Here is a 24,272-nt window from a genome sequence, read left to right as displayed (position 1 = left end):
ATTGACCTGTTCCCCGGCCAGGTTCTACGTTCCCGCTGAGCACTTCTGTGCGGCCTGCGCACAGCCTGTCGAAGAACTGTCCCAGTAGGGGGAGTCATGCGTCGTCTGCTCATCGGCCTCGTGACCGGCGCCGTGTTCGCCGCCGCGACGGCCTGCGGTTCGTCCGACGACTCGGGGTCGGGTTCCTCCGGGTCGGACCAGGCGTCCGGTGGTACCGCCACCGTCAAGGTCGGGGTCATCCCCATCATCGACGTCGCGCCCCTGTACCTGGGCCAGAAACAGGGCTTCTACCGCGACCGGGGCATCGGGCTGTCGCTGACGAGCGCACAGGGCGGGGCGGCGATCGTGCCCGGCGTGGTCTCGGGGCAGTTCGACTTCGGCTTCAGCAACATGACCTCCCTGCTGGTCGCGCAGTCCAAGAACGTGCCGGTCAAGGCCGTGGTGAACGGCGTCGCGTCGACCGGCGAGGAGGGCGCCGACTTCGCGGAACTCGCCGTGAAGAAGGGCAGCCCCCTGAAGTCCGCGAAGGACGTGGAGGGCAAGAAGGTCGCCGCCAACACGCTCAACAACATCTGTGACACCTCGACCAGGGAGTCGGTCCGCAAGGACGGCGGCGACCCGTCCCGGGTCGAGTTCGTGGAGATGCCCTTCGACCAGATGCCGGCCGCCCTCGAAGGCGGCCGGGTGGACGCGGCCTGCGTCGTGGAGCCCGCGCTCGCGAGCATCAAGGCCCAGGGCGGCACCTCCATCGCGTCGCTCTTCTACGACGTGTCGCCCGACCTCACCGTGGCCATGTACTTCACCTCCCAGCAGTACGCGCAGAAGAACCCGGAGATGGTGAAGAAGTTCCAGGAGGCGACCGCCGAGTCCCTGAAGTACGCCGACAGCCATCCGGCCGAGGTCCGCGACATCATCACCACGTACACGAAGATCCCCGCACCCCTGGTGAAGTCGCTCACCCTGCCCAGGTGGCCCGCGGAGCCGGACCGCGCCTCCATCGAGCGGTTGTCCGAACTGGGCGTGCAGGACGGCCTGTTCGACAAGGCGCCGGACCTGGACAAGCTGCTTCCGTGAGGGCGACCAACGCCCTCCTCGGCGCGGCCGGGCTCGCGGCCTTCCTCGCCCTCGGCGAGGCGGTGCCGCGGCTCGGGCTGGTCGACGAGAAGTACTTCCCGCCCACCAGCCGCATCGCCGACGCGCTCGCGACGGAACTCGCCGACGACGCGTTCTGGACCGCTCTGGGGGACACGCTCACCGGCTGGGCGATCGGGCTCGCGATCGCCGTGAGCGCGGGCATCGTCGCGGGCGTCCTGATCTCGGTCACCCCCCACCTGCGCGAGGCGACCATCTCGACGATCGAGTTCCTGCGCCCGATCCCGTCGGTCGCGCTGATCCCGCTGGCCGTGCTCCTGTACGGCACGGAACTGCGCTCGGTCCTGCTCCTGGTCGTCTACGCGTCGTTCTGGCAGGTCCTCGTGCAGGTCATGTACGGCGTCCAGGACGTCGACCCGGTCGCCGAGGAGACCGCCCGCTCCTACGGCCTCGGCACCTGGGCGCGGATCCGTCATGTGCTGTGGCCCACGGCGCTCCCGTACGTGATGACGGGGGTCAGGCTGGCCGCCGCGGTGGCCCTGATCCTCGCCGTGACCGCCGAACTCGTCATCGGGGCGCCGGGGCTGGGCGCGCGGATCGCCGTCGCGCAGACCTCGCAGGCGGTACCGGAGATGTACGCCCTCGTGGTGGTCACCGGGCTGCTCGGGCTGCTCATCAACGTGGGCGCGCGGACGATCGAGCGGCGGGCCCTCGCCTGGCACCAGTCCGTGCGCGGGGAGGTGACGGTGTGAGGGCCGGGGTGACGCGCGGTGTGCGGGGTGTCCTGCTGCGGTCGGCCTTCGTCGTCGCGCTGCCCGCCGTGCTCGTCGCGGTGTGGTGGTTCGCGTCGGACGACAGCACGGACGTCTACTGGCCGCCGCTGCGCACCATCCTCCGCACGTTCCCCGACGTGTGGACCGGGGAGCGGCTGCGTGCGGACGTACTGCCCAGCATGGTGCGGCTGACGTCCGGTTACGCGTGCGCGGCCGTCGTGGGCGTGGCGCTGGGCACGGTGATCGGCTCGTACCGCCGGGTGCGGGCCGTGTGCGAACCGGTCCTGGAGTTCCTGCGCGCGGTGCCGCCGCCCGTGCTCGTCCCGGTCATCATGCTGTTCGCGGGCATCGGCGACACGATGAAGATCGCGGTGATCGCGAGCGGCTGCGTCTGGCCGGTCCTGCTCAACACCGTCGAGGGCGTACGGGCCGTCGACTCCGTGATGACCGAGACGGCCCGCTCCTACGGCGTCACGGGCGCCGCCCGCCTGCGGCACCTGGTGCTGCCCTCGGCGAGCCCGCAGATCTTCGCGGGGCTGCGGCAGGCGCTGTCGATCGGCATCATCCTGATGGTCATCAGCGAGATGTTCGCCGCCAGCAACGGGCTCGGCTTCACCATCGTGCAGTTCCAGCGCGGCTTCGCCATTCCCGACATGTGGACCGGCATCCTTCTTCTCGGTCTGCTCGGGTTCGTCCTGTCGGTCGTCTTCCGGCTGGTCGAGCAGCGCGCGCTCGGCTGGTACCACGGTCTGCGCGACGCCTCCCGGCGGTCGTCGTGAACCTCGTGAAAGGGCGGTCCATGCTCGACGTAAGCGGCCTCAAGAAGGTCTACGAGGGGTCGGGCCGGCGGGTGGAGGCGGTGCGCGACCTCACGTTCACGGTGGACGCCGGTGAACTGGTCTGTCTGGTCGGGCCCTCGGGCTGCGGCAAGACGACCCTGCTGAAGTGCGTGGGCGGGCTGCTCACGCCCACGGCAGGCGAGGTGCTGGTGGAGGGCCGCCGGGTGACCGGGCCGCCACCGGACATGGCTGTCGTCTTCCAGGAGTACGGGCGCAGCCTGTTCCCCTGGAAGCGGGTGGGCGAGAACGTGGAACTGCCGCTGCGGCAGAAGAAGCTGAGCGCCGCGCGACGGCGTGAGCTGGTCGCGGACGCCCTGGAGTCCGTCGGGCTCGCGGACGCCGCCGGAGCGTACCCGTGGCAGCTGTCGGGCGGCATGCAGCAGCGGGTGGCCATCGCCCGCGCCCTGGCGTACGAGCCCCGGGTGCTGCTCATGGACGAGCCGTTCGCGGCGGTGGACGCCCAGACGCGGGCCGATCTGGAGGATCTGGTCCGGGGGCTGTGGCGGCAGCGGGGCATCACGATCCTCTTCGTGACGCACGACATCGACGAGGCCGTCTACCTCGGCGAGCGGGTGCTGATCCTCTCCTCGTCCCCGACCGTCGTGCGGGAGCAGCTGAAGATCGATCTCCCGGCCGACCGGGACCAGTTGCACACCCGGGTGGCACCGCGCTTCGCCGAACTGCGCACCCATGTGTACGAGCAGATCCAGGCGGCGAAACGCGGCGCTCCCGCCGACCACCCGGTGCCAGGCCCCGAGCAGGACAAGCGGCCGCCGCGCTGAGCATGGAGCCGGGGCCCGCGCCGAGGAACCCACGTGGCTCGGCCGGCGGCAGCCGTCAGGCGTCGGCGGCCGGGACCACGCTGAGGTGGCTGGACGTGCGGCGCGGGCGGCCGGCCCGGCTCGCCCGGCGCGTGGCGGGGGTCGGGCGGCGGGCCTCGCGCAGGACCAGCGTCAGCCGCGTGTACCCCATGTCGTGCAGGGTCTTGGGGGTCTCGCCGATGATCCGGCAGGTGCTCCCCCACCGCGGATCCGGGTGCAGCAGCGGCCGCACCGCGCCGTCGTGCTCGACGGCGTGCGAGCCCACCGAGCGGATCCAGTGCGGCAGACCGTGCCGGTAGGCGGCGTCCATGATCGGGTCCTGGGCGATGTCCCGCAGGATCGACTGGAGCCCGTGGTCGTGGCCGTGCCGCTCCACGGCGGCGGCGAAATGGGCCAGCATCGGCAGACACCAGCTGGACTCGTGCTCGGCGAGGACCGTGGCCGCGTCCGGATGGAACAGCACGAACCGCAGGAAGTTGTCGCCGGGCATCGCGGTGGGGTGCGGGCCGACCCCGCGGAAAAGTGTCTCGAACGCACCGTTGGCGAGAACGACGTCCCAGCGGTGGTCGACGACGACGGACGGAAAGGGAACGGCGTCCAGGAGTGCTGCGTAGTCCTGGAGATACGCCTGGGCCTCAAGACTCTCGGGGACAGGGCGCGGCTGCGGCCGGGGCCCTCCTGCCTGGTACGCCATCGGGAGGTCCACCCCTCTTGCCTATGCGGCCTTCACGCGGCGTCGTGATCCTGCTACCCCGGCCCGATCGGTGTCAACTATCGTGGCATTTGACGTCCGTTGGCGGCCGATTCCCGCCACAGTTGTGGCGAGACCTGGATGTGGGTTCGGCCGAAGGGCTACTCTCCGGTCTTCGGGCAGTTCACGCTGCACTACGCCGGTCCCCACACACGGGCTTCACGTTCGAGGGATGCGGCTTCCCCACAGCGGTCGGTCGATTGAGACGTAGGAGAACTGTCGGTGACGGATGGCTTCGAGGTTCCGGGCGCCACGGCCACGGGTCTGCTGCCGGCCGTCGTGGGCCGGGTGGCCGGTCTGGCCGACCGGCTGGGCGCACCGCACAGCGAGGTCTTCGACATCCGCCGGCTGTCCGTCGCGTCGGGCGTCCCGGAGACCGTGGTCCGGTCCCTGCTGAACGGGCGGCCCGCGGGCGAGGCCGACCTCCAGGCCCGTTTCCTGCAACGCCTCGACCTGTTGCGGCGGACCCGGCTGAAGCCCAACGGCCGCCGGTACACCCAGCAGGAGATAGCCGACGGCGCGGGCATGTCGCGTCAGCAGGCGGGCGCGCTCATCAACGGCGACCGGCGCCCGACGATGGAGCACTGCGACGCCATCCAGCGCTTCTTCCGTGTCCACGCCGGTTTCCTCACCGCGGAGGACCCCGAGGCGCTCGCCGGCGCCCTCCAGCGCACCGAGCAGGACCTGTTGCAGCGGCTCGCCGACCGGGAGCGGCAGGCGGACCCGGCGACCGCGGACGACCCGCTGGAGCGGCTGCTGCAGGACCACGGGGTCCGCGGCATCGCCTGGCGGGCCGCTCAGCTGCCGACCGACCAGCACCGGGACAAGGTCGCCGAGTGGCTGGACATGCTCCTGGAGAGCGTCAAACGGCCCGAGTCGTGATCCGGGGGACCACGATGGCCATCGGAAGGGACATGCGCAGGCTCTGCGGCGAGCTGGTCGACCAGCTCTCGCTCCCGGCCCCGGCCGAACCCGGGGACCTGTACTCGGCGCTGTGCGGGGCCATGAGCAGGCGGCGCGGCCGGCCGGTCCGGTTCCGTACGGCCCCTTTCCCGCCGGGCACCGCGAGCGGGCTCTGGCTCGACATGGCGGAGCAGGATCTCGTGGTCGTCGAGGAGCGCACCGCGCCCGACCACCAACTGGTGATCCTCGGCCACGAGTTGTGGCACATGGACGCCGGTCACCGCGGTCATCATGTGGCGGGCGCGGCCGTCGCGGCCCGCCTGCTGTCGGACGACGCCGATCTGCGGGCGACCGTCCTGCGGGTGGCGGCGCGTACCCGCTTCGACCGGTCGGACCAGGCCGACGAGGACGAGAAGGACGCCGAGAGCTTCGGCCTGCTGCTGGCGAGCAGGTGCCGGGGGTGGTTCGCCGGTTCGGCGCCGCGCGGGCCCCGGCGGCGCGAGGGGCTCGCGGGCCGGCTCGACGCGTCACTGGGCTATCGCGGACCGCGGGGCTGAGGGCGCCGGTTCGGCATGGACGGGTCCGGCTACTACGTCCCCGCGGTGGCCATGGCGGCCGTGCTCGCCGTCAAGGGCCCCTCGCTGCTGCGTTCCTGGCGTGATCCGCTGCTGCGGTCGGTGTGCGCGCTGGTGGCGCTGACCGGGCTGGTGTTCTTCTTCGCGGCGCCGCCGACCATCGCGGAGGTCAACGACCTCGTCGGCGTCCCGAACGTCTCGGCGCCGCTCGTCTACTGTCTGCTGAGCGCGTTCAGCGCGGCCTGTCTGGTGCTGATCGTCAACTGGCGCGGAGGGCCGCCCGAGTCGACCCGCCGGATGTCGCGGCGCTGGATCACCGGGTACGGCGTGGTGGTCGTGGCCCTCGTCGTGCTGTTCGCTCTCGGCGACACACCGGTCGAGCGGCTGCGGGACTTCGACACGTACTACGCCGATGAGCCCTTCGTGCGCGAGATGATCGTGCTCTATCTCTGCGCGCTGGCCGTGGCGGGGGTCGCGATGAACGTGATGTGCGGCCGCTGGGCCCTTCAGGTGCACGGCCGGCTGCGGGCCGGGCTGCTGATCATCGTCGCCGGACACGTGTGCAACATCGCCTATCTGACCGCCAAGTTCACCGCGGTGGTCGCGCGTTGGAACGGCGGGAACCTCGACTACCTCAGCTCCGACGTGGCCCCGGGGCTCGCCTCGGCCGGGGCGCAGATCAGCGCGGTCGGCTTCTGTCTTCCGCTGGCCTGTCAGCGGGCCGGGGACACCTGGTCGGCCTGGTCGACGTACCGCAGGCTGGGACCGCTGTGGCGCGAGCTGGAGCCGGTCCGGCCGCACCCCGGCCGCACGGTGCGGATGTCGTGGTGGTCCCCCGCCGAACTGCAGGTCACCCAGCGGGAGTCGGACATCCACGACGGGCTGCTCAGCCTCTCTCCGTACTTCGACGCCGAGGTGCGGGCGCGGGCCCGTGACGCGGCGCTCGCCGCGGGCTCCGGCCCCGTCCGGGCGCAGGCGGAGGCCGACGCGGCGATGGTGGCGGCGGCCGTGCGGGCCAGGACCGCCGACCCGCAGGGCACGCCGGGCGCCTGGCCGGACCCGCCGGCCGCCGAGGGCCCACGCGACCTCGTCGGAATGTCCCTGGCCCTGCGCTGGTCCCCCCTGGTGAGACACCTCCGCTGACCTGCGCCCCGCAGGGGCGCGGGGAACCGCACGCCCGGCCACGGTTCACCCGCGGACGACGACACGGCGCGTCCCCCTCCCGACGGTCCCTTGCCCGACATGGGGTTCCGGTGAGGTTTCCCCTCCGCTGACCGGGCGAACGAACCCGCACGGAAGGGGCATTGTCAGTGGCGGACGGCAAGCTGGACCCAGCACCTTCGCCGTGCGAGAACCGAGTCGAGCCGAACCGGGAGGGCCGTCCGATGACGACCGCCGTACTGACCGATCACGAACGCACCGCCGTGCAGGCCTATCTGAGGCTGTTGCAGACCGTACGAGCCGCGATGGACGGTCCGCCCGGTGCGGGCCGACCACCCGTCGTGCCGCCCGGCGCCCTCGCGGAGGCGGAGCGCGCCCTGGCCGCGGCGGGCCTCGCGGGCAACGAGGAGGCGTTCTTCCGGATGCTGCACACCTGGTGCCCGAAGGTGTGACGGCCGATGACGTGCCGGCCCCCCGCGTGCCGGGGCCGTCGGACGACCACCGGCGACACCTCCGCGGTCAGCCTCGCCCGTGCGGGACGGTCACCGACGTCGCCACGAGTCCCCGGCGCACCGCCCAGCGCCCGTCGAACCGGCCTACGCGGTGGCCGTCCACCACCGGGCCGGGGACGAGGAGCGTGGCGCGCAGGCCGCCGGACGTGCTGTGCCCGGGGTCCGTGAAGACCTCGATGTCCGCCTCGGCGAAGTCGAGCCACTTCCCGGTGAGGGGGAACCACGCCTTGTAGACCGACTCCTTGGCGCTGAACAGGAGCCGGTCCCAGTGGGTCCCCGGGTGCTGCCCGGCGAGGGCGCGCAGCCGCCGGTCCTCGTCGGGCAGCGCCACCGCCGCCAGCACGCCGTCGGGCAGCCGCTGGTGGGGCTCCGCGTCGATGCCCAGTGAGGCCAGGTCGCCCGCCCTGGCCAGTGCGGCGGCCGCGTAGCCGTCGCAGTGTGTCATGCTGCCGATCAGCCCGGCGGGCCACCCCGGGGCACCCCGGTCACCGGGCAGGACGGCCTGCGGGGGTACGCCGAGCTTCTCCATGGCACGTCTGGCGCAGCCGCGTACCACGGTGAACTCGCGGCGCCGCTTCTCGACGGCGCGCGCGATCAGCGCCTCTTCCTCGGGATACAGCTCGGGGTACGGGGCCGGGGCCCAGGTGCCCCCGGTGTGGTCGTCAGCGTGTGCCTCCACGGCCACGACCGACTCCGGGAGCAGCTCCTCGATCACCGGGTGCGACCTCCATCGGCAGAATGCGGCGCAGCGTGCCCGGGGGTTCCGGGCGCTTGCGCCACTCGCGGGGGTAACCCACCGACACCTCTTCGAAGCGGACGCCGTCCAGCCAGGTGGTGCGGGGAATGTGCAGGTGGCCGTAGACCATGGCGGCCACGCGGTAGGTGCGGTGCCAGTCGGCGGTGAGCCGGGTGCCGCACCACATCGCGAACTCCGGGTACCACAGGACCTCGGTGGGGTGCCGGTCCAGCGGGTAGTGGTTGACGAGCACCGTGGGCAGGTCGGCGGGGATCTCGGCGAGCCTGCGCTCGGTCTCGGCCACCCGGGCCCGGCACCAGGCCTCGCGGCTGGGGTACGGGTCGGGGTGCAGCACGTGCTCGTCGGTGCAGACGATGCCGGTCCCGTGGGCGTACGCCAGACCCTCTTCCTTGGTCGTGCAGCCCGCGGGCAGGAACGAGTAGTCGTACAGGAGGAAGAGCGGGGCCACCGCGACCGGCCCGCCGGGGCCCTCCCACACGGGGTAGGGGTCCTCCGGAGTGATCACGCCCAGCTCGCGGCAGAGCTCCACGAGATGCTCGTACCGGGCCACTCCGCGCAGGGTGACCGTGTCCTTGGGGTGGGTCCACAACTCGTGGTTGCCCGGTGCCCAGATCACCTTGCGGAAGCGGGCGCTGAGCGTTTCGAGCGCCCAGCGGATGTCGGCCACCGTCTCCGCGACGTCACCGGCCACCAGGAGCCAGTCGTCGTCGGTCTCGGGGCGCATCCGCTCGACGAGGGCGCGGTTCTCGGCGTATCCGATGTGCAGGTCACTGATGGCCAGCAGCCGGCCCTGACGGTCCGCCGTCGTCACCCTCGTCCCCCTCTGCCGCGGCCCGGGACGCCTCTCGGCCCGCCCGGATGGGATCAACAAGAACACACGCGCGCACCACGGTACAAGAGCGTCTCCGGCCGGGGCCGCCCGGCGGTCTTCCCACGCGCTGCCGGGCGGCGCACCCACATGGGTGGCGTCCGAACGGTGTACGTGGTCCGCCGGGCGCCGGAACGACGCGGTGGCGTTCCCGGCGTTCCCGTCGACGAGGTGCCGACGGTGATCAAGACGTACGGTGAGCCGTTCGGGGCGGACCGGGCACAGGGGCTCTGACCTGCCACGGGAGCCCCGCGGGGCCCGTCCGGGCAATCCGTAACACGCCCGTAGCAGCAGCACTGCTCGGGACCCCCTATGATCGGCCCTACACAACCGCCCACGAACTCCCGTTTTCGAACGGCGGTTTTGTGTACCCACTCAACTCTTGGCCGGGCACGGCCTGCTTCGCCGCGCCCGCGAACCTGAAAGGCGGCCTGCATGGTCTCTCGCGTACGCGTCTGGCTCAACCGCACGTACGCGGAGAACGTGTTCTTCATGGATCAGCTTCGGCGAAATCCGTGTGGCCGCGCGGTCGAGATCCACGCCACCCATGGTGACCCCGACTCCCCCATCCTGGCCGCCGCGGACTTCGCCGCGATGGAGCCGGAGGGCCTGTCCCCGGCCGCCTACGTCGAGTACGCGCTCGACCAGTGCGCCCGGTACTCGATCGACGTGTTCGTGCCCGTCCTGCACCAGGCGGCCCTCGCCGAGCACCGCGAGGAGTTCGCCGCGGTCGGCACCGCGCTGCTCGCGCCGCCCGCCGAGGCCGTGCACACCTTCCAGGACAAGGTCGTCGCCTACGAGGCGGTCAAGAAGCTCGGCGTGCCGGTTCCGCCGTGGTGGCGGGTCCGTACCGCGGACGAGCTGATCGCGGCGGTCGACGAGCTGGAGGCGGCCGGTCACCGGGCGTGCTTCAAGCCGGCCTCCGGGGCGGGCGGCGTCGGTTTCCGCATCATCACGCGCACCCCCTTCTCACTGATGCACCTGAACGGCTTCCCGAGCCCGTACATGCCGCTGGACCTGGTCGTCCAGGCGCTGCGGGAGGCCGACGAGCCCGTGGACTGGCTGGTCATGCCGCGTCTGGAGGAGCCGGAGGTGTCCGTGGACTGCCTCACGGGTCCGGACGGGCGGGTCCGGATGGCGGTGGGCCGGACGAAGAACGGGCGGCGTCGCGGCTTCACGCTGGATCCCGCGTGGATCGAGCCGGCGCGGCTCCTCGCGGAGTCGTTCGGGCTGCACTACCTGACGAACATCCAGTTCCGCAATCTCGGTGACGAGCCGGTCCTCATGGACGTCAACACGCGCCCGGCGGGCGGTCTGCACCAGCTCTCGCAGTGCGGGATCAACGCTCCGTGGGCCGCCGTGCGCCTCGCGCTCGGCGAGGAGCCCGGTGAGCTCGTCCCGCCGTTCCTCGGCCAGGACTACGCGGTGGTCTCCGGGCCGCGCGCGGTGCGTCCCGTGTCGGTGCCCGAGCGGCAGCGCGAGGACCACCTCGACCTGCCCGCCACCGTGGCGGCGCCGGACGCGGCGGACACCCGGACGGCCGAGGCGCCGCCCCGCAAGAGCCGTGCGGCGCAGGCGGCCCAGGGTTCGGACCGCCCGCTGACCGTCTGACCCGGTCTCCTACCTCTCCCCCACGGCCAGCCGCAGGGTCTGGATCTCGAAGGGGCGCAGGGTGACGGGCACGCTGTTGCCGGCCGTGTCCACCGTCGTCAGCGGGCGTTCCAGGAGATCGGTGAGCTGGGCGCCCGCCAGGGGGAAACTCGTGCGCAGGGTGCCCTGCGCACGGCCGCCGCGCGACTCGTAGAGCCGTACGACGACATCGCCCGAGGCGTCGTCGGCGATCTTGACGGCTTCGACGGTCACGCCCTCGCCGTCCACGGAGACGACCGGTTCGGGCGTGCCCGCGGAGTCCGCCAGCCGCAGCGGCAGGTTGAGCGCGTAGCCCTCGGCGACCGCGTCCCCGATGGTCGCGCCCGGCAGCAGCGCGTACGTGAAGCGGTGCCTGCCCTGGTCGGCCCCCGGGTCCGGGACGCGCGGGGCGCGGACCAGGCTGAGCCGGACCGTGGTCGTCGTACCGCCGTCCTCGCGGACCGTGCGGGAGACGTCGTGGCCGTAGGTGGAGTCGTTGATGACCGCCACGCCGTAGCCGGGTTCACCGAGGTGGACCCAGCGGTGGCCGGAGACCTCGAAGCGGGCCGACTCCCAGGTGGTGTTGGTGTGCGTGGGCCGCTGGATGTGCCCGAACGCGATCTCGGCGGACGAGTGCGCGGCCCTGATGTCCACCGGGAAGCCCGCCTTGAGGAACTTCTCGGCCTCGTGCCAGTCGATGTCGGTCTCGAAGTCGATACGGGGGCTGCCGGCGCGCAGGGTGATCGTCTGGGTGACGCGCGAGCCGTTGCCGAAGGAGCGCTCGACCCGGATCGCCCCGAGCAGCGGGTCGTCCTCGGCCACCGTCACGGACTCGGTGTCCAGCAGATCCGTGTAGCGGTTCTTGTAGTGCTTGTCGACGTCCCAGGCGTCCCAGTAGTTGGGGAGGTCCGTGTGCAGCCGGAGCAGGTTGCCCTGTCCCGCGAGGACCTCACGGCCGCCGGCCCGCAGATCGCGTACGGAGGACAGGGTGCCGTCCTCGGCGACCTCGACGCGCACCAGGCCGTTGTCGAGGACGCGCCCGGTGACCGTCACCGGGAGGGGTGCTCCGGCGCCGTCGGTGTCCTTGCCGGTGCCCAGGGGCGCGCTGCCGTTCGCGGGGACGACCGTGTGGGCCAGGGCGCCGTCGGCGGTGCGTACGACCTCCCGGCGCTCGACCGGGCTGGTGTTGAAGACGCGGGTGGCGCCGGTGCCGAGCGCGTCGACCGCCTCGGCGGTCAGCGCCTCGACCTCCACGGCGACGCGCGCGTACTCGGCCTCCGCCTCGCGGTGCACCCAGGCGATCGAGGAGCCCGGCAGGATGTCGTGGAACTGGTGGAGCAGGACCGTCTTCCAGAGCCGGTCGAGCCTCTCCTGCGGGTAGCGGTAGCCGGGCGCGTGCAGCGCGGCCGTCGTGGCCCACAACTCCGCCTCGCGGAGCCGGTGTTCGCTGCGGCGGTTGCCCTGCTTGGTGCGGGCCTGCGAGGTGTAGGTGGCGCGGTGCAGCTCCAGGTAGAGCTCGCCGACCCAGACCGGCGCGTCCGGGTACTCCTCGCGGGCCTTGGCGAAGAACGCGTCGGGGTGTTCGACGACGACCTTCGGTGAGCCTTCCAGGTCGGCCAGCCTGCGCGCCCGTTCCATGATCTCGCGGGTGGGGCCGCCACCGCCGTCGCCGTGGCCGAAGGGGGCCAGCGAACGCGTGGCGACGCCCTTCTCACGGAAGTTGCGGGAGGCCAGGGCCATCTCCTCGCCGCTGAAACTGGCGTTGTAGGTGTCGACCGGCGGGAAGTGCGTGAAGATGCGCGTGCCGTCGATGCCCTCCCACCAGAAGGTGTGGTGCGGGAACTTGTTGGTCTGGTTCCAGGAGATCTTCTGGGTGAGGAACCACTCGTTGCCCGCCAGCTTGGCGAGTTGCGGGTAGGCCGCGGTGTAGCCGAAGGAGTCCGGCAGCCACACGCCCTTCGTCTCGACGCCGAAGTGCTCGATGAAGAACCGCTTGCCGTGGATCAGCTGCCGGGCGACGGCCTCGCCGCCGGGCAGGTTGCCGTCGGCCTCGACCCACATGCCGCCGACCGGCGCCCACTGGCCCTTCTTGACCGACTCCTGGATACGGGCCCAGATCTTCGGGTGGTTGTCGCGCACCCACTCGTACTGCTGGGCCTGTGAGCAGGCGAAGACCAGCTCGTCGTACTCCTCGGCGAGCGAGGTGACGTTGGAGAACGTGCGGGACGTCTTGCGCTTGGTCTCGCGGATCGGCCAGAGCCAGGCGGAGTCGATGTGCGCGTGCCCGACGCCGGAGACGATGTGGGCACTGGCGCTCGCGGGCTTGGCCAGCGCGGGCTTCAGCGCGGCCCGGACGTCCGCCGCCGAACCGGACACGTCGTCGAGGTCCAGCAGGTCCAGCGCCCGGTCCAGGGTGTGGGTGATCTCGTGCCGGCGGGGGTCGTGCTCGCCCAGCTCCAGCATCAGCTCACGCAGCACCTGGAGGTCCAGGTCGAGGTGCCAGACCTCCTCGTCGAGGACGGCGAGGTCGGCGCGCCGGAAGGTGTAGAGGGGCTGGTCGCCCGCGGTGAGCTTGTCACCGAACGGCGTGGTCCTCGCGAAGTCGTCGGCGAGGATGTCCGGGTTGGAGGCCGCCTCCACCAGGTAGTCGACCTGCTCGCCGCCGGTGGCGGGGTTGGCGATCGCCACGTACTGGTTGAGCGGGTTGACCGCCTTCAGCGGGGTGCCGTCGGTGAGGTGGACGAGCGCCTCGGCCTGGTTGCCCGGCCAGTCGCCGACGAAGCCGAGGTCGATGACCGCCTCGACGCGCCGGCCCGCCCACTCGGCGGGCACCTGCCCGCGCATCCGGAACCAGGTGGTGCCCCAGGGCGGGCCCCAGGGGGTGTCCGTCGCGAAGGGCGCGTACGGGGCGGCCGCCGCCTCCTCGAAGGGGACGGGCTCCCCCGGCGCCTGCCAGGCCTCGACCTCGAAGGGCACGGCGGCGGCGTAGACCGCGGCCTTGACGCGCTGGTCGTGAAGGCGCTTGACGCGCTCCTCGATGCGCTGACGTTCGTCGTGCATGAAAAGTCTCCAAGTAGCGAGGACCGGCGGGGCGGGCGGGGAGCAGCGGGCAGAACCAGCCGAAGGCGGCGGGGCCGGGACGGCTGCCTACCTGAGGTAGGCCAGACCAGGATGGACCGCGGTGTAGCCGTCGACCAGATCGCGGGCGACGTTCACCGAGTCGACCAGCGGGTGCAGCGCGAAGGCCTTCACGGCGGTGGCGCGCGAGCCCGACTCCGCGGCGGCGAGCACCTCGCGCTCCACCGCCTTCACCGCGCACACCAGGCCGGTCGCGTGGTCGGGCAGCGGGGCCACGGCGACCGGGTGCGCGCCGTTGGCGTCGACATGGCAGGGCACCTCTATGACGGCGTCCGTATCGAGCACGGAGAGGGTCCCCTGGTTGCGGACGTTGAGGATGAGGGTGGTGCGCTCGTCCCGGGCGATGGCCCGCATCAGGGCCAGCGCCACCTTCTCGTAGCCGCCGGAGAGGTCGTCGGCCTCGCGCTCGCCCGCCCCGGCCGTCTCCCGGTTCTCGGACATGTACGTGGTCTCGCGCTCGGCGCGCGTCCGGTCCCAGGCGGTGAGGGCCGGGCTGTCCGGGCTGCTCATCTCCGCGTAGAAACGGGCCTGCTGGTCGCGCAGGAACGCGCCGCGGGTCTTCTCCGCCCGGCTGTAGGCGCGGACGGTCTCGCGGTTGAAGTAGTAGTAGTGCAGGTACTCGTTCGGGATCGCGCCGAGCGATCGGAGCCAGTCGGTGCCGAAGAGCTTGCCCTCCTCGAAGGAGCCGAGGAGGTCGGGGTCGGCGAGCAGCCGCGGGAGTTCGTCGCGTCCGTCGATGCGCAGTCCGCGGACCCAGCCGAGGTGGTTGAGGCCCACGTAGTCGATCCAGGCCTCGCGCGGCTTCGCGCCCAGCACCCGGGCGATCCGGCGGCCGAGTCCGACCGGTGAGTCGCAGATGCCGATGACCCGGTCGCCGAGGTGGCGGGACATGGCCTCGGTGACCAGGCCCGCCGGGTTGGTGAAGTTGATGAGCCAGGCGTCCGGCGCGAGGCGGGCCACCCGCCGGGCGATGTCGACGGCGACGGGCACGGTGCGCAGGCCGTACGCGATGCCTCCGGCGCCGACCGTCTCCTGGCCGAGGACGCCGTGGTCGAGGGCGACCTGTTCGTCGGCGGCGCGGCCTTCGAGGCCGCCGACCCGGATCGCGGAGAAGACGAAGTCGGCGCCGCGCAGCGCCTCGTCGAGATCCGTGGTGGCCCGCACGGCGGGTGCGTCCGGGATGCCCGCCGCCTGCTCGGCGAGGACGCGGGCGACGGCGGAGAGCCGTCCCGGGTCCAGGTCGTGCAGGACGACGTCGGTGACGCGGCCCTCACCGCGGTCCCCGAGGAGTGCCCCGTACACGAGCGGCACGCGGAATCCGCCGCCGCCCAGAATCGTCAGCTTCACGCAACTGCCCTTTCGCTGTTCCTCGGGGTGCTGGGCGCCACCATGGGGCTCCCGTGCGCGCCGGTCACGTCAGCACCACGCGCACACCCGCCTCTTCCAGGGCGGCCCGCGTCCCGGCGTCCGCCGGTCCGTCGGTCACCACCACGTCCAGTTCCTCGGGCCCGCAGACCATCGCCATCCCCGTACCCGGGAACTTGGCGCGGTCGGCGAGCAGGGCGACCCGGTCGGCCGCCTTGATCATGGCGCGCTTCACCGGCACCTCGACGACGGTCGTGTCCATCACCTGCCCCTGCGGCCGTACTCCACTGGTGCCCAGGAAGAGCCAGTCGGCGTGCAGCTGGCGCAGGTTGTCCTCGGTGAGGAAGCCGACCAGCGAGCGGTACTCGCGGCGGACCATGCCCCCGAGCAGCACCAGCTCGATCGCCTCGTCGTCGACCAGCTCCTCGTAGACCACGAGGTTGCTGGTGATCACGGTGATCCGGCGGCCGTGCAGCTGCCGGGCCAGCCGGTAGGCGGTGGTGCCGATGTCGAGCAGCACGGACTGGCCGTCCTCGACGAGGGCCGCCGCGCGCCGCGCTATCGCGTCCTTCTCGGTCACCCGCACCTCGGCGACCTCGGCGAAGGGCTGGTCGCCCTCCTCGGCGACCGCCCCGCCGTGGACGCGGGTGAGCAGTCCCTCCTCCTCCAGTTTGAGCAGGTCGCGCCGGACCGTGGCGGGGCTCACGCCGAGCTGCTCCGAAAGGTCGGTCACGGCCGCGGGGCCACCGGAGCGCAGGGCCCGCAGGATGAGTTGATGTCGTCGCTCTGCCAGCACGCGATGAACAGTACTCGTCATTCTCAATCATTTCCATGCTCTGTTCTGCTCAACTCTTGCCAAAATGGCCCGAGGCGCGCACGATCCTGTCCACCGAAACACGATTCCGTGCATCGATGTGAAGAGTTTTGACGAGAGGATGCGCTCGTGGGTGACGAACGGCCCGACGCGCGGCCCGATGTGCTGCTGACCGGGCTGCTCTTCTACGACCTCGTCCTGACCGGTCTGGACAGGCCGCCGACCCCCGGCGAGGAGATCTGGACCGAGGGGATGGGCACGAGTCCCGGCGGGATCGCGAACCTCGCCGTGGCCGCGGCCCGCTACGGCCTCAGGACCTCCCTGGCCGCTGTCTTCGGCGACGACTACTACGGCGCGTACTGCCGTGAGGTCCTCGCCGGGCAGGAGCACATCGACCTCTCGCTCTCCCGCACCGCTGAGGGCTGGCACACCCCGGTCACCGTCTCGATCGCGTACGGCCACGACCGGGCCCTGGTCACCCACGGCCAGGAACCCCCGTTCTCGCAGGACGCGCTGATGGGCGACCCGCCCGCCGCGCGCACAGCCCTGGTGCACCTGGAGGCCGAGCCCCGTGCGTGGCTCGCGAAGGCGGCCGCGAACGACACGAAGATCTACGCGGACGTCGGCTGGGACCCCACGCAGCAGTGGTCCTCGGACCTCCTCGACCAGCTCGCCCTGTGTCACGCGTTCCTCCCCAACGACACCGAGGCGATGGCGTACACCCGCACCGACACCGCGGCCGACGCGCTGTCCGAGCTCTCCGAGCTGGTGCCGGTGGCCGTGGTCACCCGCGGCGGCTCCGGCGCGCTCGCCGTCGACCAGAGCACGGGCGAGTACGCCGACGTGCCCGCCCTGGCCACCGACGTCCTGGACGCGACAGGCGCCGGGGACGTCTTCGGCGCCAGTTTCGTCGCGGCCTCGCTCCAGGGCTGGCCCCTGGAGGAGCGGCTGCGCTTCGCGGTGCTGGCCGCCGGACTGTCCGTACGGCGCCACGGCGGGGCCCTGGCCGCGCCCGGCTGGTACGGCGTCCACCAGTGGTGGAGCTCGCTCGACGACCCCGGACTGCGGCGCGTGTACGGCTTCCTGGCCGACCGCATGCCCGCCGACCCCGGCCCGCCGCTCCCCCACGCACCGGTGACTCCGCCCGCCCCCACGGCGTTCCCGACCTCCCCCGACCGGTCACCGCTGACCGGTAAGCCCTGACCGGTCTCCCTCGACACGAGACCGAACACATCCGAAAGGCGGTGGGAGCTGTGCGGCTCTCACGAAGGGGCCTGCTCCGCGCGGGGCTGGCCGGCACGGCCGCGACGGCGCTCGGCGGCCTGACGTCCGGCTGCGCCGTACCGACCGGCTCGACGGGCCGGAACATGGTCCTGTGGTACTGGAGCGGCGGCCTGAGCGACACCGTCGTCAAGAAGGCCAGGGCACGCTACGACAGCGCCGTCGACCTGAAGGCGATCCAGATCGGCGGCTACTACCGCTCCAAGCTCATCACCACGATGACCGGCCAGGCCCATGTCCCCGACATCGCGGGGCTCAAGGGCGAGGACATGGCCTCGTACCTGCCGAACGCCGACCAGTTCGTGGATCTGCGCACCCTCGGCGCCGACCGGCTCAAGAGCCAGTACCTGGACTGGAAGTGGCGGCAGGGCATCGCCCCCGACGGCAGCCTCGTCGGCTTCCCCATCGACGTGGGACCGGTCGTGCAGTTCTACCAGCCCGCCGTCTACGAGAAGGCGGGCCTGGCGTACGAACCGGCGGACGTCTCGCGGGAGATGGGCACCTGGGACCAGTTCTTCACAGCGGGCGAGCAGCTCAGGAAGCGCGTCCCCGGCACGTTCATCCTGACCGACATCACCAGCGTCTTCGAGATGTCGATCGGACAGAGCACCCGGCGGTACGTCGACGAGGACCGGCACTTCATCGGTGCCGAGGCCCATGTGCGCGCCGCCTGGGACCGGGCCGTGGAGGCCAAGCGGCGCGGCATCGTCTCCAGCATCGTGAGCGGCACGCCGGACTCGATCTCCGCCACGGAGAGCGGCAAGCTGCCCAGTCAGCTCAACGCCTCGTGGGCGGCGGGCGACCTCAAACTGCAGTACCCGAAGACCAAGGGCAGATGGCGGGTGGCGAACTGTCCCGGCGGCCCCTCGAACGTCGGCGGCTCGTTCCTCGCGATCACCAAGGCGTGCCGTGAACCCGAGAAGGCCTTCGAGATCATCACCTGGCTGCTGAACCCCGCCAACCAGGCCCAGGGCTTCATGGACGCCGGACTCTTCCCGTCCACGCCCGCCTCGTACGAACTGGCGAAGCTCCGCGAGAGCGACCCGTTCTTCGGCGACCAGATCACGATGGACGTCTACGGCCCGGCCGCGGAGAAGATCCCGGTGGCCTTCAACAGCCCGTACGACGTCGCACTCGGGCAGCCGGTCAAGGACGAGATCAAGAACGTCGGCGTCCTCGGCAAGAACCCCGACACGGCCTGGAAGGACGCCATGAGCAAGTGCCGGCGCATCGCGGACCACCTGGGGGTGAGCCACTGATGGCCACCGCCCCCATAGTCGACAAGCCCCCGGCCCCCGTCGCCGGACCGCCCTCCGTCCACCCGGGGAAGAGCGTCCTGAGCCACTGGCGTCTGTACGCCGCGATCTCGCCCTTCTACCTCCTCTTCCTCGCCTTCGGCCTGATCCCGGTCGGCTTCTCCCTCTATCTGTCGTTCCACCGGTGGGACGGCCTCGGCTCGATGGAGTACGCCGGGCTCTCGCAGTACCGCTATCTGCTGACCGACACCGACTTCTGGAGCTCGATCGGCAACACGCTGATCATCTGGGCGCTCGCCACCTTCCCCATGATCTTCCTGGCGATGGTGACGGCCGTGATGCTCAACTCGGCGGTCCGCTTCAAGAACGTGTACCGCTTCGCGTTCTTCCTGCCCAACGTCACCTCGGTGGTGGCCGTCGCGATCATCTTCGGCTCGGTCTTCTCCACCAACTTCGGCCTGGTGAACGCCCTGTTGCAGGCGGTCGGCCTGGACCAGGTGGCCTGGCTGAACACCCCGTGGGGCATCAAGGTCGCCATCGCCACCCTGATGACCTGGCAGTGGACCGGCTACAACGCGATCATCTTCCTCGCCGGACTCCAGACCATCCCCGGCGAGCTGTACGAGGCGGCGCGCATGGACGGCGCCGGGCCCGTGCAGACGTTCTTCCGGATCACGCTGCCCCTGATGCGCCCCGTGCTGCTGTTCGTGCTCGTCATCTCGACCGTCACCGGACTGCAGAGCTTCTCCGAACCGCAGGTGCTGCTGCAGTCCACGGCCAACGAGTCGACGTTCTCGGGCGGTCCCGACCACGCGGGCCGGACGATGGTCCTCTACTTCTTCCAGCAGACCTTCGACAACAACGACTTCGGTTACGGCGCCGCCGTGGCCTGGGGCATCTTCCTCGTCGTGGTCATCTTCTCGATCATCAACTGGCGCCTGGTGCAGCGCCGGGGCGAAGACTAGGGAGGCCCGTCACCATGGCAACCACCACACAGACCGAGCCCGCCCCCACCGGGCCGCCCCCGGCCGAGCCCCGCGGGGCCGGGCGTATCCGGGGCACCGCGCGCAGGGGCCTCACCCTCCATGTCTCCCTCGTCCTCGGCGTGCTGCTCTCCGCGTTCCCGTTCTACTGGGCCGTGATCATGGCGACGCACACGTCGACCGAGATCTTCTCCTACCCGCCGAAGCTGCTGCCCGGCTCGCACTTCGGCGACAACCTGAGCAAGCTCTTCGACAGCGTCGACTTCTTCGGGTCGATGGCCAACTCGCTGCTCGTCGCCGTGTCCGTGACCTTCCTCGTCCTGTTCTTCGACTCGCTGGCCGCGTTCGTCTTCGCGAAGTTCGAGTTCCCGGGCAGGCGGGTGCTGTTCGCGGCGATGATGGCGATCTTCATGGTGCCGGCGCAGCTCGCGGCCATCCCGCAGTTCGTCATCATGGCGAAGCTGGGCTGGATCGGCTCGATGACCGCGCTGATCGTGCCGGCCGCCGCGAACGCGTTCGGCATCTTCTGGATGCGGCAGTACATGAAGAGCGCGATCCACGACGAGCTGCTCGACGCCTCGAAGATCGACGGGGCGAGCTTCCTGCGCCAGTACTGGCATGTGGCGCTGCCCGTGGTCCGCCCCGGGCTCGCCTTCCTCGGCATCTTCACGTTCATGGGCCAGTGGAACGACTACGCCTGGCCGCTGATCGCGCTGACCGACCCGGACAACGTGACGTTGCAGGTCGCCCTGTCCCAGCTCAACGGGGTCCACGGCACCACGGACTACGGGATGGTCATGACGGGTGCGGTACTGGCCCTGATCCCCCTGCTGATCGTCTTCGCGATCGGCGCCAAGCAGATCATCGCCGACCTCGGCAAGGGAGCCATCCGCTGATGGGACGCGACCACCTGATCTCCCTGCGCCCCTGGGAGTCACCGGAGACGACCTCCTGGCGGCGGCTGCCGATGAACGCGGTGGACCGGCGCTCCGGCGCGCTGTCGCTGGACGGCTCCTGGCACTTCCAGCTGCTGCCCTCCCCCACCGGCTGCTCGGGCGAGTGGACCCTCGTCGACGTGCCCGGCGCGTGGACCATGCAGAGCGCCGACGACCTGCCCCAGTACACCAACGTCCGGATGCCGTGGGGCGAGTTCCCGCCGCACTCGCCCGCCGTCAACCCGACGGGCGTCTACGAGCGGTCCGTCGACGTCCCCGCCGAGTGGGCGGGGCGCCGGATCGTCCTCCAGGTCGGCGCGGCCGAGAGCGTGCTGCTCGTCCATGTGAACGGCCGGCCGGTCGGCATCTCCAAGGACTCCCACCTGGCGGCCGAGTTCGACCTGTCCGAGGTGGTACGCGCCGGGGACCCGGCCACCGTACGGTTCACCGTGGTCAAGTGGTCCGACGCCACGCACATCGAGGACCAGGACCAGTGGTGGCACGCCGGGATCACCCGCTCGGTGCTGCTGTACGCCACCGACCCGCTGCATCTGGCCGACGTGACCGTGCGCGCCCGGCGGGACGGCCGACTGAGGGTGGACTGCACGGTGCGCGACGCCGCGGGGCCGCTGCCCGAGGGCTGGTACGTCACTGCCGCGCTGGACGGCCAACTCCTCGTCCAGGACACCGAGTTCGACCGGCTCAACGCCGAGGACATGCGGGTGTCCGACTTCCTCGGCCAGGCCCGGCTGCGGGCGACCGTGCCGGACGTGCGCCCGTGGACGGCCGAGACCCCCGAGCTGTACGACCTGACCGTGCGGCTGCACCGGGCCGACGGTTCGGTGGCCGACACCTCGCAGCACCGGACCGGTTTCCGGGACGTCGAGATCGTCGGCCGGGACCTGCTGGTCAACGGCGAACGCGTCTACATCCGGGGGGTGAACCGGCACGACTTCCATCCGCTGACCGGGCGCACGGTCACGGCGGACGACATGCGCGCGGACCTGACCGTCCTCAAGCGGTTCGGCTTCAACGCGGTCCGCACCTCCCACTACCCCAACGACCCGGCGCTGTACGACCTCGCGGACGAGCTGGGCCTGTACGTCGTGGACGAGGCGAACATCGAGTCGCACGACCACGCCCACGAGATCGCCGACGACCCGCGCTACCTGGCCGCGTTCGTGGACCGGGTCTCCCGCATGGTCCTGCGCGACAAGAACCACCCGTCGGTCATCGTCTGGTCACTGGGCAACGAGTCCGACTACGGCGCGAACCACGACGCGGCGGCGGGCTGGGTACGGCGCCACGACCCGACCCGCCCGATCCAGTACGAGGGAGCCGCCAGGACGGGCTGGGCGGACGAGGGGCTCGCGTCCGACATCACCTGCCCCATGTACGCGCCGATCGAGGACTGTGTCGCGCACGCGCTGTCGGGCGAGCAGACCAAGCCGCTCATCCAGTGCGAGTACTCGCACGCGATGGGCAACAGCAACGGCACGCTCGCCGACACCTGGGCCGCCATCGAGTCCACCCCGGGCCTTCAGGGCGGCTTCATCTGGGAGTTCTGGGACCACGGCATCCTCCAGCGTGTGAACGACGGACGACCGGTCGGCCGCGGCGGCGCCGGACTGTACGACAACGGGGTCCCCGCACCCGGCCACCGCTGGGCGTACGGCGGCGACTTCGGCGAGACGATCCACGACGGGGCTTTCATCGCCGACGGTGTGGTGTTCCCGGACCGGACCCCCAAGCCCGTGATGTACGAGCACCGGGAGATCGCGGGCCCGGTCCGCCTCACGTACGACGACGGGGTGCTCCGGATCCACAACCGGCAGCACTTCCGGGGCCTGGAGTGGCTGGCGGCCGAGTGGCGCCTGGTGCTCGCGGACGGCACCTCGGCCCCGCGGAGCCTGCCCGCCCGGCTGCCGTCGGTGGGGCCCGGCGAGTCGGCGGCCGTGCCGCTGCCGTTCCCGCTGCCCGAACCCGCCGCCGGTGAGGCCTGGTTGACGCTGCGGGTCACGACCGCGGACGACGAGGCGTGGGCGCCGCTCGGCACGGAGGTGTGTGTGCCGCAGGTGCGGCTGAGCGCGCCCGTCGTCCACGCGCCGGAGCCCGCCGCGGGTCCGGCCGTCGCTCTTGACGAGGACGCGCTGCTGCGCCACCCGCTGCTGACGTCCGCGCCGGTGCTCTCCCTGTGGCGGGCGCCCACCGACAACGACGAGCTGGGCGGCATGGCGGCCCGCTGGCACGACTGGGGTCTCGACGCGCTCGTACGCAAGGTCGTGGAGGTGTGTGAGGAGGGCACCCGGGTCGTCGTACGCAGCGAGTACGCGACCGGCGCCGGGCCCGTCCGCCACGAGCAGGTGTTCACCCCCGTCACCGGCGGCCTCCGGATCGAGGAGTCGGCCGAGCTGCCGGCGGGGCTCGACGACGTGGCGAGGGTCGGCACGGTCTTCGAGACGGTTCCGGGGCTCGACGTCCTGGACTGGTACGGGCAGGGCCCCTGGGAGTCCTACCCGGACCGGGGTGCCGGGGCGCCCGTGGGGCACCACTCGCTGGCGGTGGACGAGCTGTTCACCCCGTATCTGCGGCCGCAGGAGAGCGGGGGCCGGCACGGGGTGCGCCGGTTCACGCTGTCGGCGCCGGACGCCACCGGGCTGACCGTGGAGCTCGGTGCGCCCGCGCAGGTCTCCGTCAACCGGTACCGGGCGGAGGACCTGGCGGCCGCCGCCCACCACGACGAGCTGGTCCCGCGGCCGGGCTGCGTCGTGCACCTCGACGCGGCGCACCGGGGACTGGGCACGGCGTCGTGCGGGCCCGACACCTCGGCGCGGTACCTCGTCGCGGCGGGCGTCCACCGGTGGGAGTGGACGCTGCGCGTGCTGTGAGCCACGGGCCCGCGCGGTGGGCCCGTACGACCTGGTGACGGGCTGATCGGCGGGCGTACCGTGGGCCGGGTGACCACCGACGAGGCGCTGCGGCCCCAGTCCCTCATGCTGTCGTTCCTGGGCGACCAGGTGCTCGGCCGGGACGTCTGTGTGTACTCGGGGAGCGTCGTCGACGTCTTCGGGCGCGCGGGGGTCGGGGAGCACGCGACCCGCTCGACGCTGACGCGCATGGCCGGCCGCGGTCTGCTGCGGCGGCAGCGCGAGGGACGCCGGATGTACTTCGGACTGACCGAGCGTTCCGAGGCGGTGCTGCGGGACGGCGAGCGGCGGATCTGGGAGACGGGGGCCGTCAATCGCCGCTGGGACGGCACCTGGACCCTGCTCGGCTTCTCGCTGCCCGAGTCCTGGCAGCGCCAACGGCACGATCTGCGGGCGCGGTTGACGTGGAGCGGGTTCGGTCCGCTGTTCGGCGGGCTGTGGATCGCGCCCGGTGAGGCGGACGTCTCCGGGCTCGTCGCCGAGCTGGGCCTGTCCGCCCACGTGAAGATCTTCCGGGCCCACGCGGACCCCGGCACGGACATCGCCTCGATGGTCGAGGAGACCTGGGCCTTGACGGAACTGGCCGCGCGCTACGAGGAGTTCACCCGCCGCTGGCAGCCCCGGAGGACGACGAACCCCCCGGACCTCGCCGCGCTCGCCCTACGACTGCGCCTCTCGACGGAGTGGCTACAGGTGATCCGCCGCGACCCACGCCTCCCGCTCGAACACCTCCCGGACAACTGGCCCGCGGAACAGGCCGAGAAGACGTTCAAGTCGGTGTACACACACTTGACGGACCCGGCACAGAAGGCCGCGGACCACCTGCTCGACCTGGTACCGACCCGCCCGCTCCCTACTACGAGAACAGCGCCAACCTGAAGAACGCGTTGGC

The 24,272-nt window shown here is 71.6% G+C and carries 22 protein-coding genes; 16 read left to right on the top strand and 6 right to left on the bottom strand.

The window, feature by feature from the left end; all coding sequences use genetic code 11:
* Window positions 1-96: 96 nt before the first annotated feature.
* From ACLVWQ_RS29260 to ACLVWQ_RS29245, 4 genes are read left to right on the top strand one after another with little or no spacing between them, the layout of a single operon-like run.
* Window positions 97-1,074: an ABC transporter substrate-binding protein gene (locus ACLVWQ_RS29260; protein WP_414112209.1), complete on the top strand. Its 978-nt coding sequence runs from the start codon at window positions 97-99 to the stop codon at window positions 1,072-1,074.
* On the top strand, window positions 1,071-1,844 hold the full coding sequence (locus ACLVWQ_RS29255) for an ABC transporter permease (protein ID WP_414112208.1): 774 nt from the start codon (window positions 1,071-1,073) through the stop codon (window positions 1,842-1,844). Before ACLVWQ_RS29260 ends, ACLVWQ_RS29255 begins: the two co-directional genes overlap by 4 nt.
* Before the next feature lie 20 nt (window positions 1,845-1,864).
* On the top strand, window positions 1,865-2,644 hold the full coding sequence (locus ACLVWQ_RS29250; protein ID WP_414112283.1) for an ABC transporter permease: 780 nt from the start codon (window positions 1,865-1,867) through the stop codon (window positions 2,642-2,644).
* A gap of 20 nt (window positions 2,645-2,664) precedes the next feature.
* Window positions 2,665-3,486 (top strand): ABC transporter ATP-binding protein, encoded by an 822-nt coding sequence (locus ACLVWQ_RS29245; RefSeq protein WP_414112207.1) that lies wholly within the window; start codon window positions 2,665-2,667, stop codon window positions 3,484-3,486.
* Between the two features lie 55 nt (window positions 3,487-3,541).
* Here the strand turns inward: ACLVWQ_RS29245 and ACLVWQ_RS29240 are convergent, their stop codons facing one another.
* Window positions 3,542-4,219 carry a hypothetical protein gene (locus ACLVWQ_RS29240; RefSeq protein WP_414112206.1) on the bottom strand — a complete coding sequence of 226 codons (678 nt, stop codon included), beginning with the start codon at window positions 4,217-4,219 and terminating at the stop codon, window positions 3,542-3,544.
* Window positions 4,220-4,498: 279 nt separating this feature from the next.
* Between ACLVWQ_RS29240 and ACLVWQ_RS29235 the strand changes: the two genes are divergently transcribed.
* From ACLVWQ_RS29235 to ACLVWQ_RS29220, 4 genes are all read left to right on the top strand, one after another.
* Window positions 4,499-5,158: a helix-turn-helix domain-containing protein gene (locus ACLVWQ_RS29235; RefSeq protein ID WP_414112205.1), complete on the top strand. Its 660-nt coding sequence runs from the start codon at window positions 4,499-4,501 to the stop codon at window positions 5,156-5,158.
* A 32-nt stretch (window positions 5,159-5,190) separates the two neighbouring features.
* Window positions 5,191-5,736 (top strand): toxin-antitoxin system, toxin component, encoded by a 546-nt coding sequence (locus tag ACLVWQ_RS29230; RefSeq protein WP_414112282.1) that lies wholly within the window; start codon window positions 5,191-5,193, stop codon window positions 5,734-5,736.
* A gap of 15 nt (window positions 5,737-5,751) precedes the next feature.
* On the top strand, window positions 5,752-6,897 hold the full coding sequence (locus tag ACLVWQ_RS29225) for an MAB_1171c family putative transporter (protein ID WP_414112204.1): 1,146 nt from the start codon (window positions 5,752-5,754) through the stop codon (window positions 6,895-6,897).
* 242 nt (window positions 6,898-7,139) lie between these two features.
* On the top strand, window positions 7,140-7,367 hold the full coding sequence (locus tag ACLVWQ_RS29220) for a hypothetical protein (RefSeq protein WP_414112203.1): 228 nt from the start codon (window positions 7,140-7,142) through the stop codon (window positions 7,365-7,367).
* A gap of 67 nt (window positions 7,368-7,434) precedes the next feature.
* On the opposite strand, the gene ACLVWQ_RS29215 is transcribed toward ACLVWQ_RS29220, so the two are convergent.
* Both ACLVWQ_RS29215 and ACLVWQ_RS29210 read right to left on the bottom strand, forming a co-directional pair.
* Window positions 7,435-8,142 carry a 4'-phosphopantetheinyl transferase family protein gene (locus tag ACLVWQ_RS29215; protein WP_414112202.1) on the bottom strand — a complete coding sequence of 236 codons (708 nt, stop codon included), beginning with the start codon at window positions 8,140-8,142 and terminating at the stop codon, window positions 7,435-7,437.
* Window positions 8,090-8,995 carry a metallophosphoesterase family protein gene (locus ACLVWQ_RS29210; protein ID WP_414112201.1) on the bottom strand — a complete coding sequence of 302 codons (906 nt, stop codon included), beginning with the start codon at window positions 8,993-8,995 and terminating at the stop codon, window positions 8,090-8,092. The genes ACLVWQ_RS29215 and ACLVWQ_RS29210 overlap by 53 nt, the downstream gene beginning before the upstream one ends.
* 147 nt (window positions 8,996-9,142) lie before the next feature.
* Here ACLVWQ_RS29210 and ACLVWQ_RS29205 point away from each other — a divergent pair, with 147 nt between their 5' ends.
* Together ACLVWQ_RS29205 and ACLVWQ_RS29200 are read left to right on the top strand one after the other, a co-directional pair.
* On the top strand, window positions 9,143-9,286 hold the full coding sequence (locus ACLVWQ_RS29205) for a hypothetical protein (protein WP_414112200.1): 144 nt from the start codon (window positions 9,143-9,145) through the stop codon (window positions 9,284-9,286).
* A 201-nt stretch (window positions 9,287-9,487) separates the two neighbouring features.
* On the top strand, window positions 9,488-10,663 hold the full coding sequence (locus tag ACLVWQ_RS29200) for an ATP-grasp domain-containing protein (protein ID WP_414112199.1): 1,176 nt from the start codon (window positions 9,488-9,490) through the stop codon (window positions 10,661-10,663).
* Between the two features lie 9 nt (window positions 10,664-10,672).
* Here ACLVWQ_RS29200 and ACLVWQ_RS29195 read toward each other — a convergent pair whose 3' ends face one another.
* The 3 genes from ACLVWQ_RS29195 to ACLVWQ_RS29185 form a co-directional block, all read right to left on the bottom strand.
* Window positions 10,673-13,741, bottom strand: coding sequence for an alpha-mannosidase (locus tag ACLVWQ_RS29195; RefSeq protein ID WP_414112198.1), 3,069 nt, complete (start codon window positions 13,739-13,741; stop codon window positions 10,673-10,675).
* Window positions 13,742-13,828: 87 nt separating this feature from the next.
* Window positions 13,829-15,166, bottom strand: coding sequence for a 6-phospho-beta-glucosidase (locus tag ACLVWQ_RS29190; protein WP_414112197.1), 1,338 nt, complete (start codon window positions 15,164-15,166; stop codon window positions 13,829-13,831).
* Between the two features lie 64 nt (window positions 15,167-15,230).
* Window positions 15,231-15,980 carry a DeoR/GlpR family DNA-binding transcription regulator gene (locus tag ACLVWQ_RS29185; RefSeq protein ID WP_414112196.1) on the bottom strand — a complete coding sequence of 250 codons (750 nt, stop codon included), beginning with the start codon at window positions 15,978-15,980 and terminating at the stop codon, window positions 15,231-15,233.
* Between the two features lie 147 nt (window positions 15,981-16,127).
* On the opposite strand from ACLVWQ_RS29185, the gene ACLVWQ_RS29180 reads away from it, so the two are divergent.
* The 6 genes from ACLVWQ_RS29180 to ACLVWQ_RS29155 all read left to right on the top strand — a co-directional run bounded on the left by ACLVWQ_RS29180 (window position 16,128) and on the right by ACLVWQ_RS29155 (window position 24,259).
* On the top strand, window positions 16,128-17,201 hold the full coding sequence (locus ACLVWQ_RS29180; RefSeq protein ID WP_414112195.1) for a carbohydrate kinase family protein: 1,074 nt from the start codon (window positions 16,128-16,130) through the stop codon (window positions 17,199-17,201).
* Window positions 17,202-17,251: 50 nt separating this feature from the next.
* Entirely contained in the window at window positions 17,252-18,538 is a 1,287-nt protein-coding gene (locus ACLVWQ_RS29175; RefSeq protein WP_414112194.1) for an extracellular solute-binding protein, read from the top strand.
* Window positions 18,538-19,500, top strand: coding sequence for a carbohydrate ABC transporter permease (locus ACLVWQ_RS29170; protein WP_414112193.1), 963 nt, complete (start codon window positions 18,538-18,540; stop codon window positions 19,498-19,500). The genes ACLVWQ_RS29175 and ACLVWQ_RS29170 overlap by 1 nt, the downstream gene beginning before the upstream one ends.
* 14 nt (window positions 19,501-19,514) lie before the next feature.
* Complete coding sequence (locus ACLVWQ_RS29165) at window positions 19,515-20,414, top strand: carbohydrate ABC transporter permease (protein ID WP_414112192.1); 900 nt, start codon at window positions 19,515-19,517, stop codon at window positions 20,412-20,414.
* On the top strand, window positions 20,414-23,341 hold the full coding sequence (locus ACLVWQ_RS29160) for a glycoside hydrolase family 2 TIM barrel-domain containing protein (RefSeq protein WP_414112191.1): 2,928 nt from the start codon (window positions 20,414-20,416) through the stop codon (window positions 23,339-23,341). The genes ACLVWQ_RS29165 and ACLVWQ_RS29160 overlap by 1 nt, the downstream gene beginning before the upstream one ends.
* Window positions 23,342-23,410: 69 nt before the next feature.
* Window positions 23,411-24,259 carry a PaaX family transcriptional regulator C-terminal domain-containing protein gene (locus ACLVWQ_RS29155; RefSeq protein ID WP_414112190.1) on the top strand — a complete coding sequence of 283 codons (849 nt, stop codon included), beginning with the start codon at window positions 23,411-23,413 and terminating at the stop codon, window positions 24,257-24,259.
* The last annotated feature ends 13 nt before the right edge of the window (window positions 24,260-24,272 follow it).

The sequence above is a fragment of the Streptomyces sp. CWNU-52B genome, from assembly GCF_047444975.1.
Taxonomy (GTDB): Bacteria; Actinomycetota; Actinomycetes; order Streptomycetales; family Streptomycetaceae; genus Streptomyces.
The sequence above is the reverse complement of the archived record's forward strand: the minus strand, read 5'-3'. Positions and strand labels throughout refer to the sequence as shown.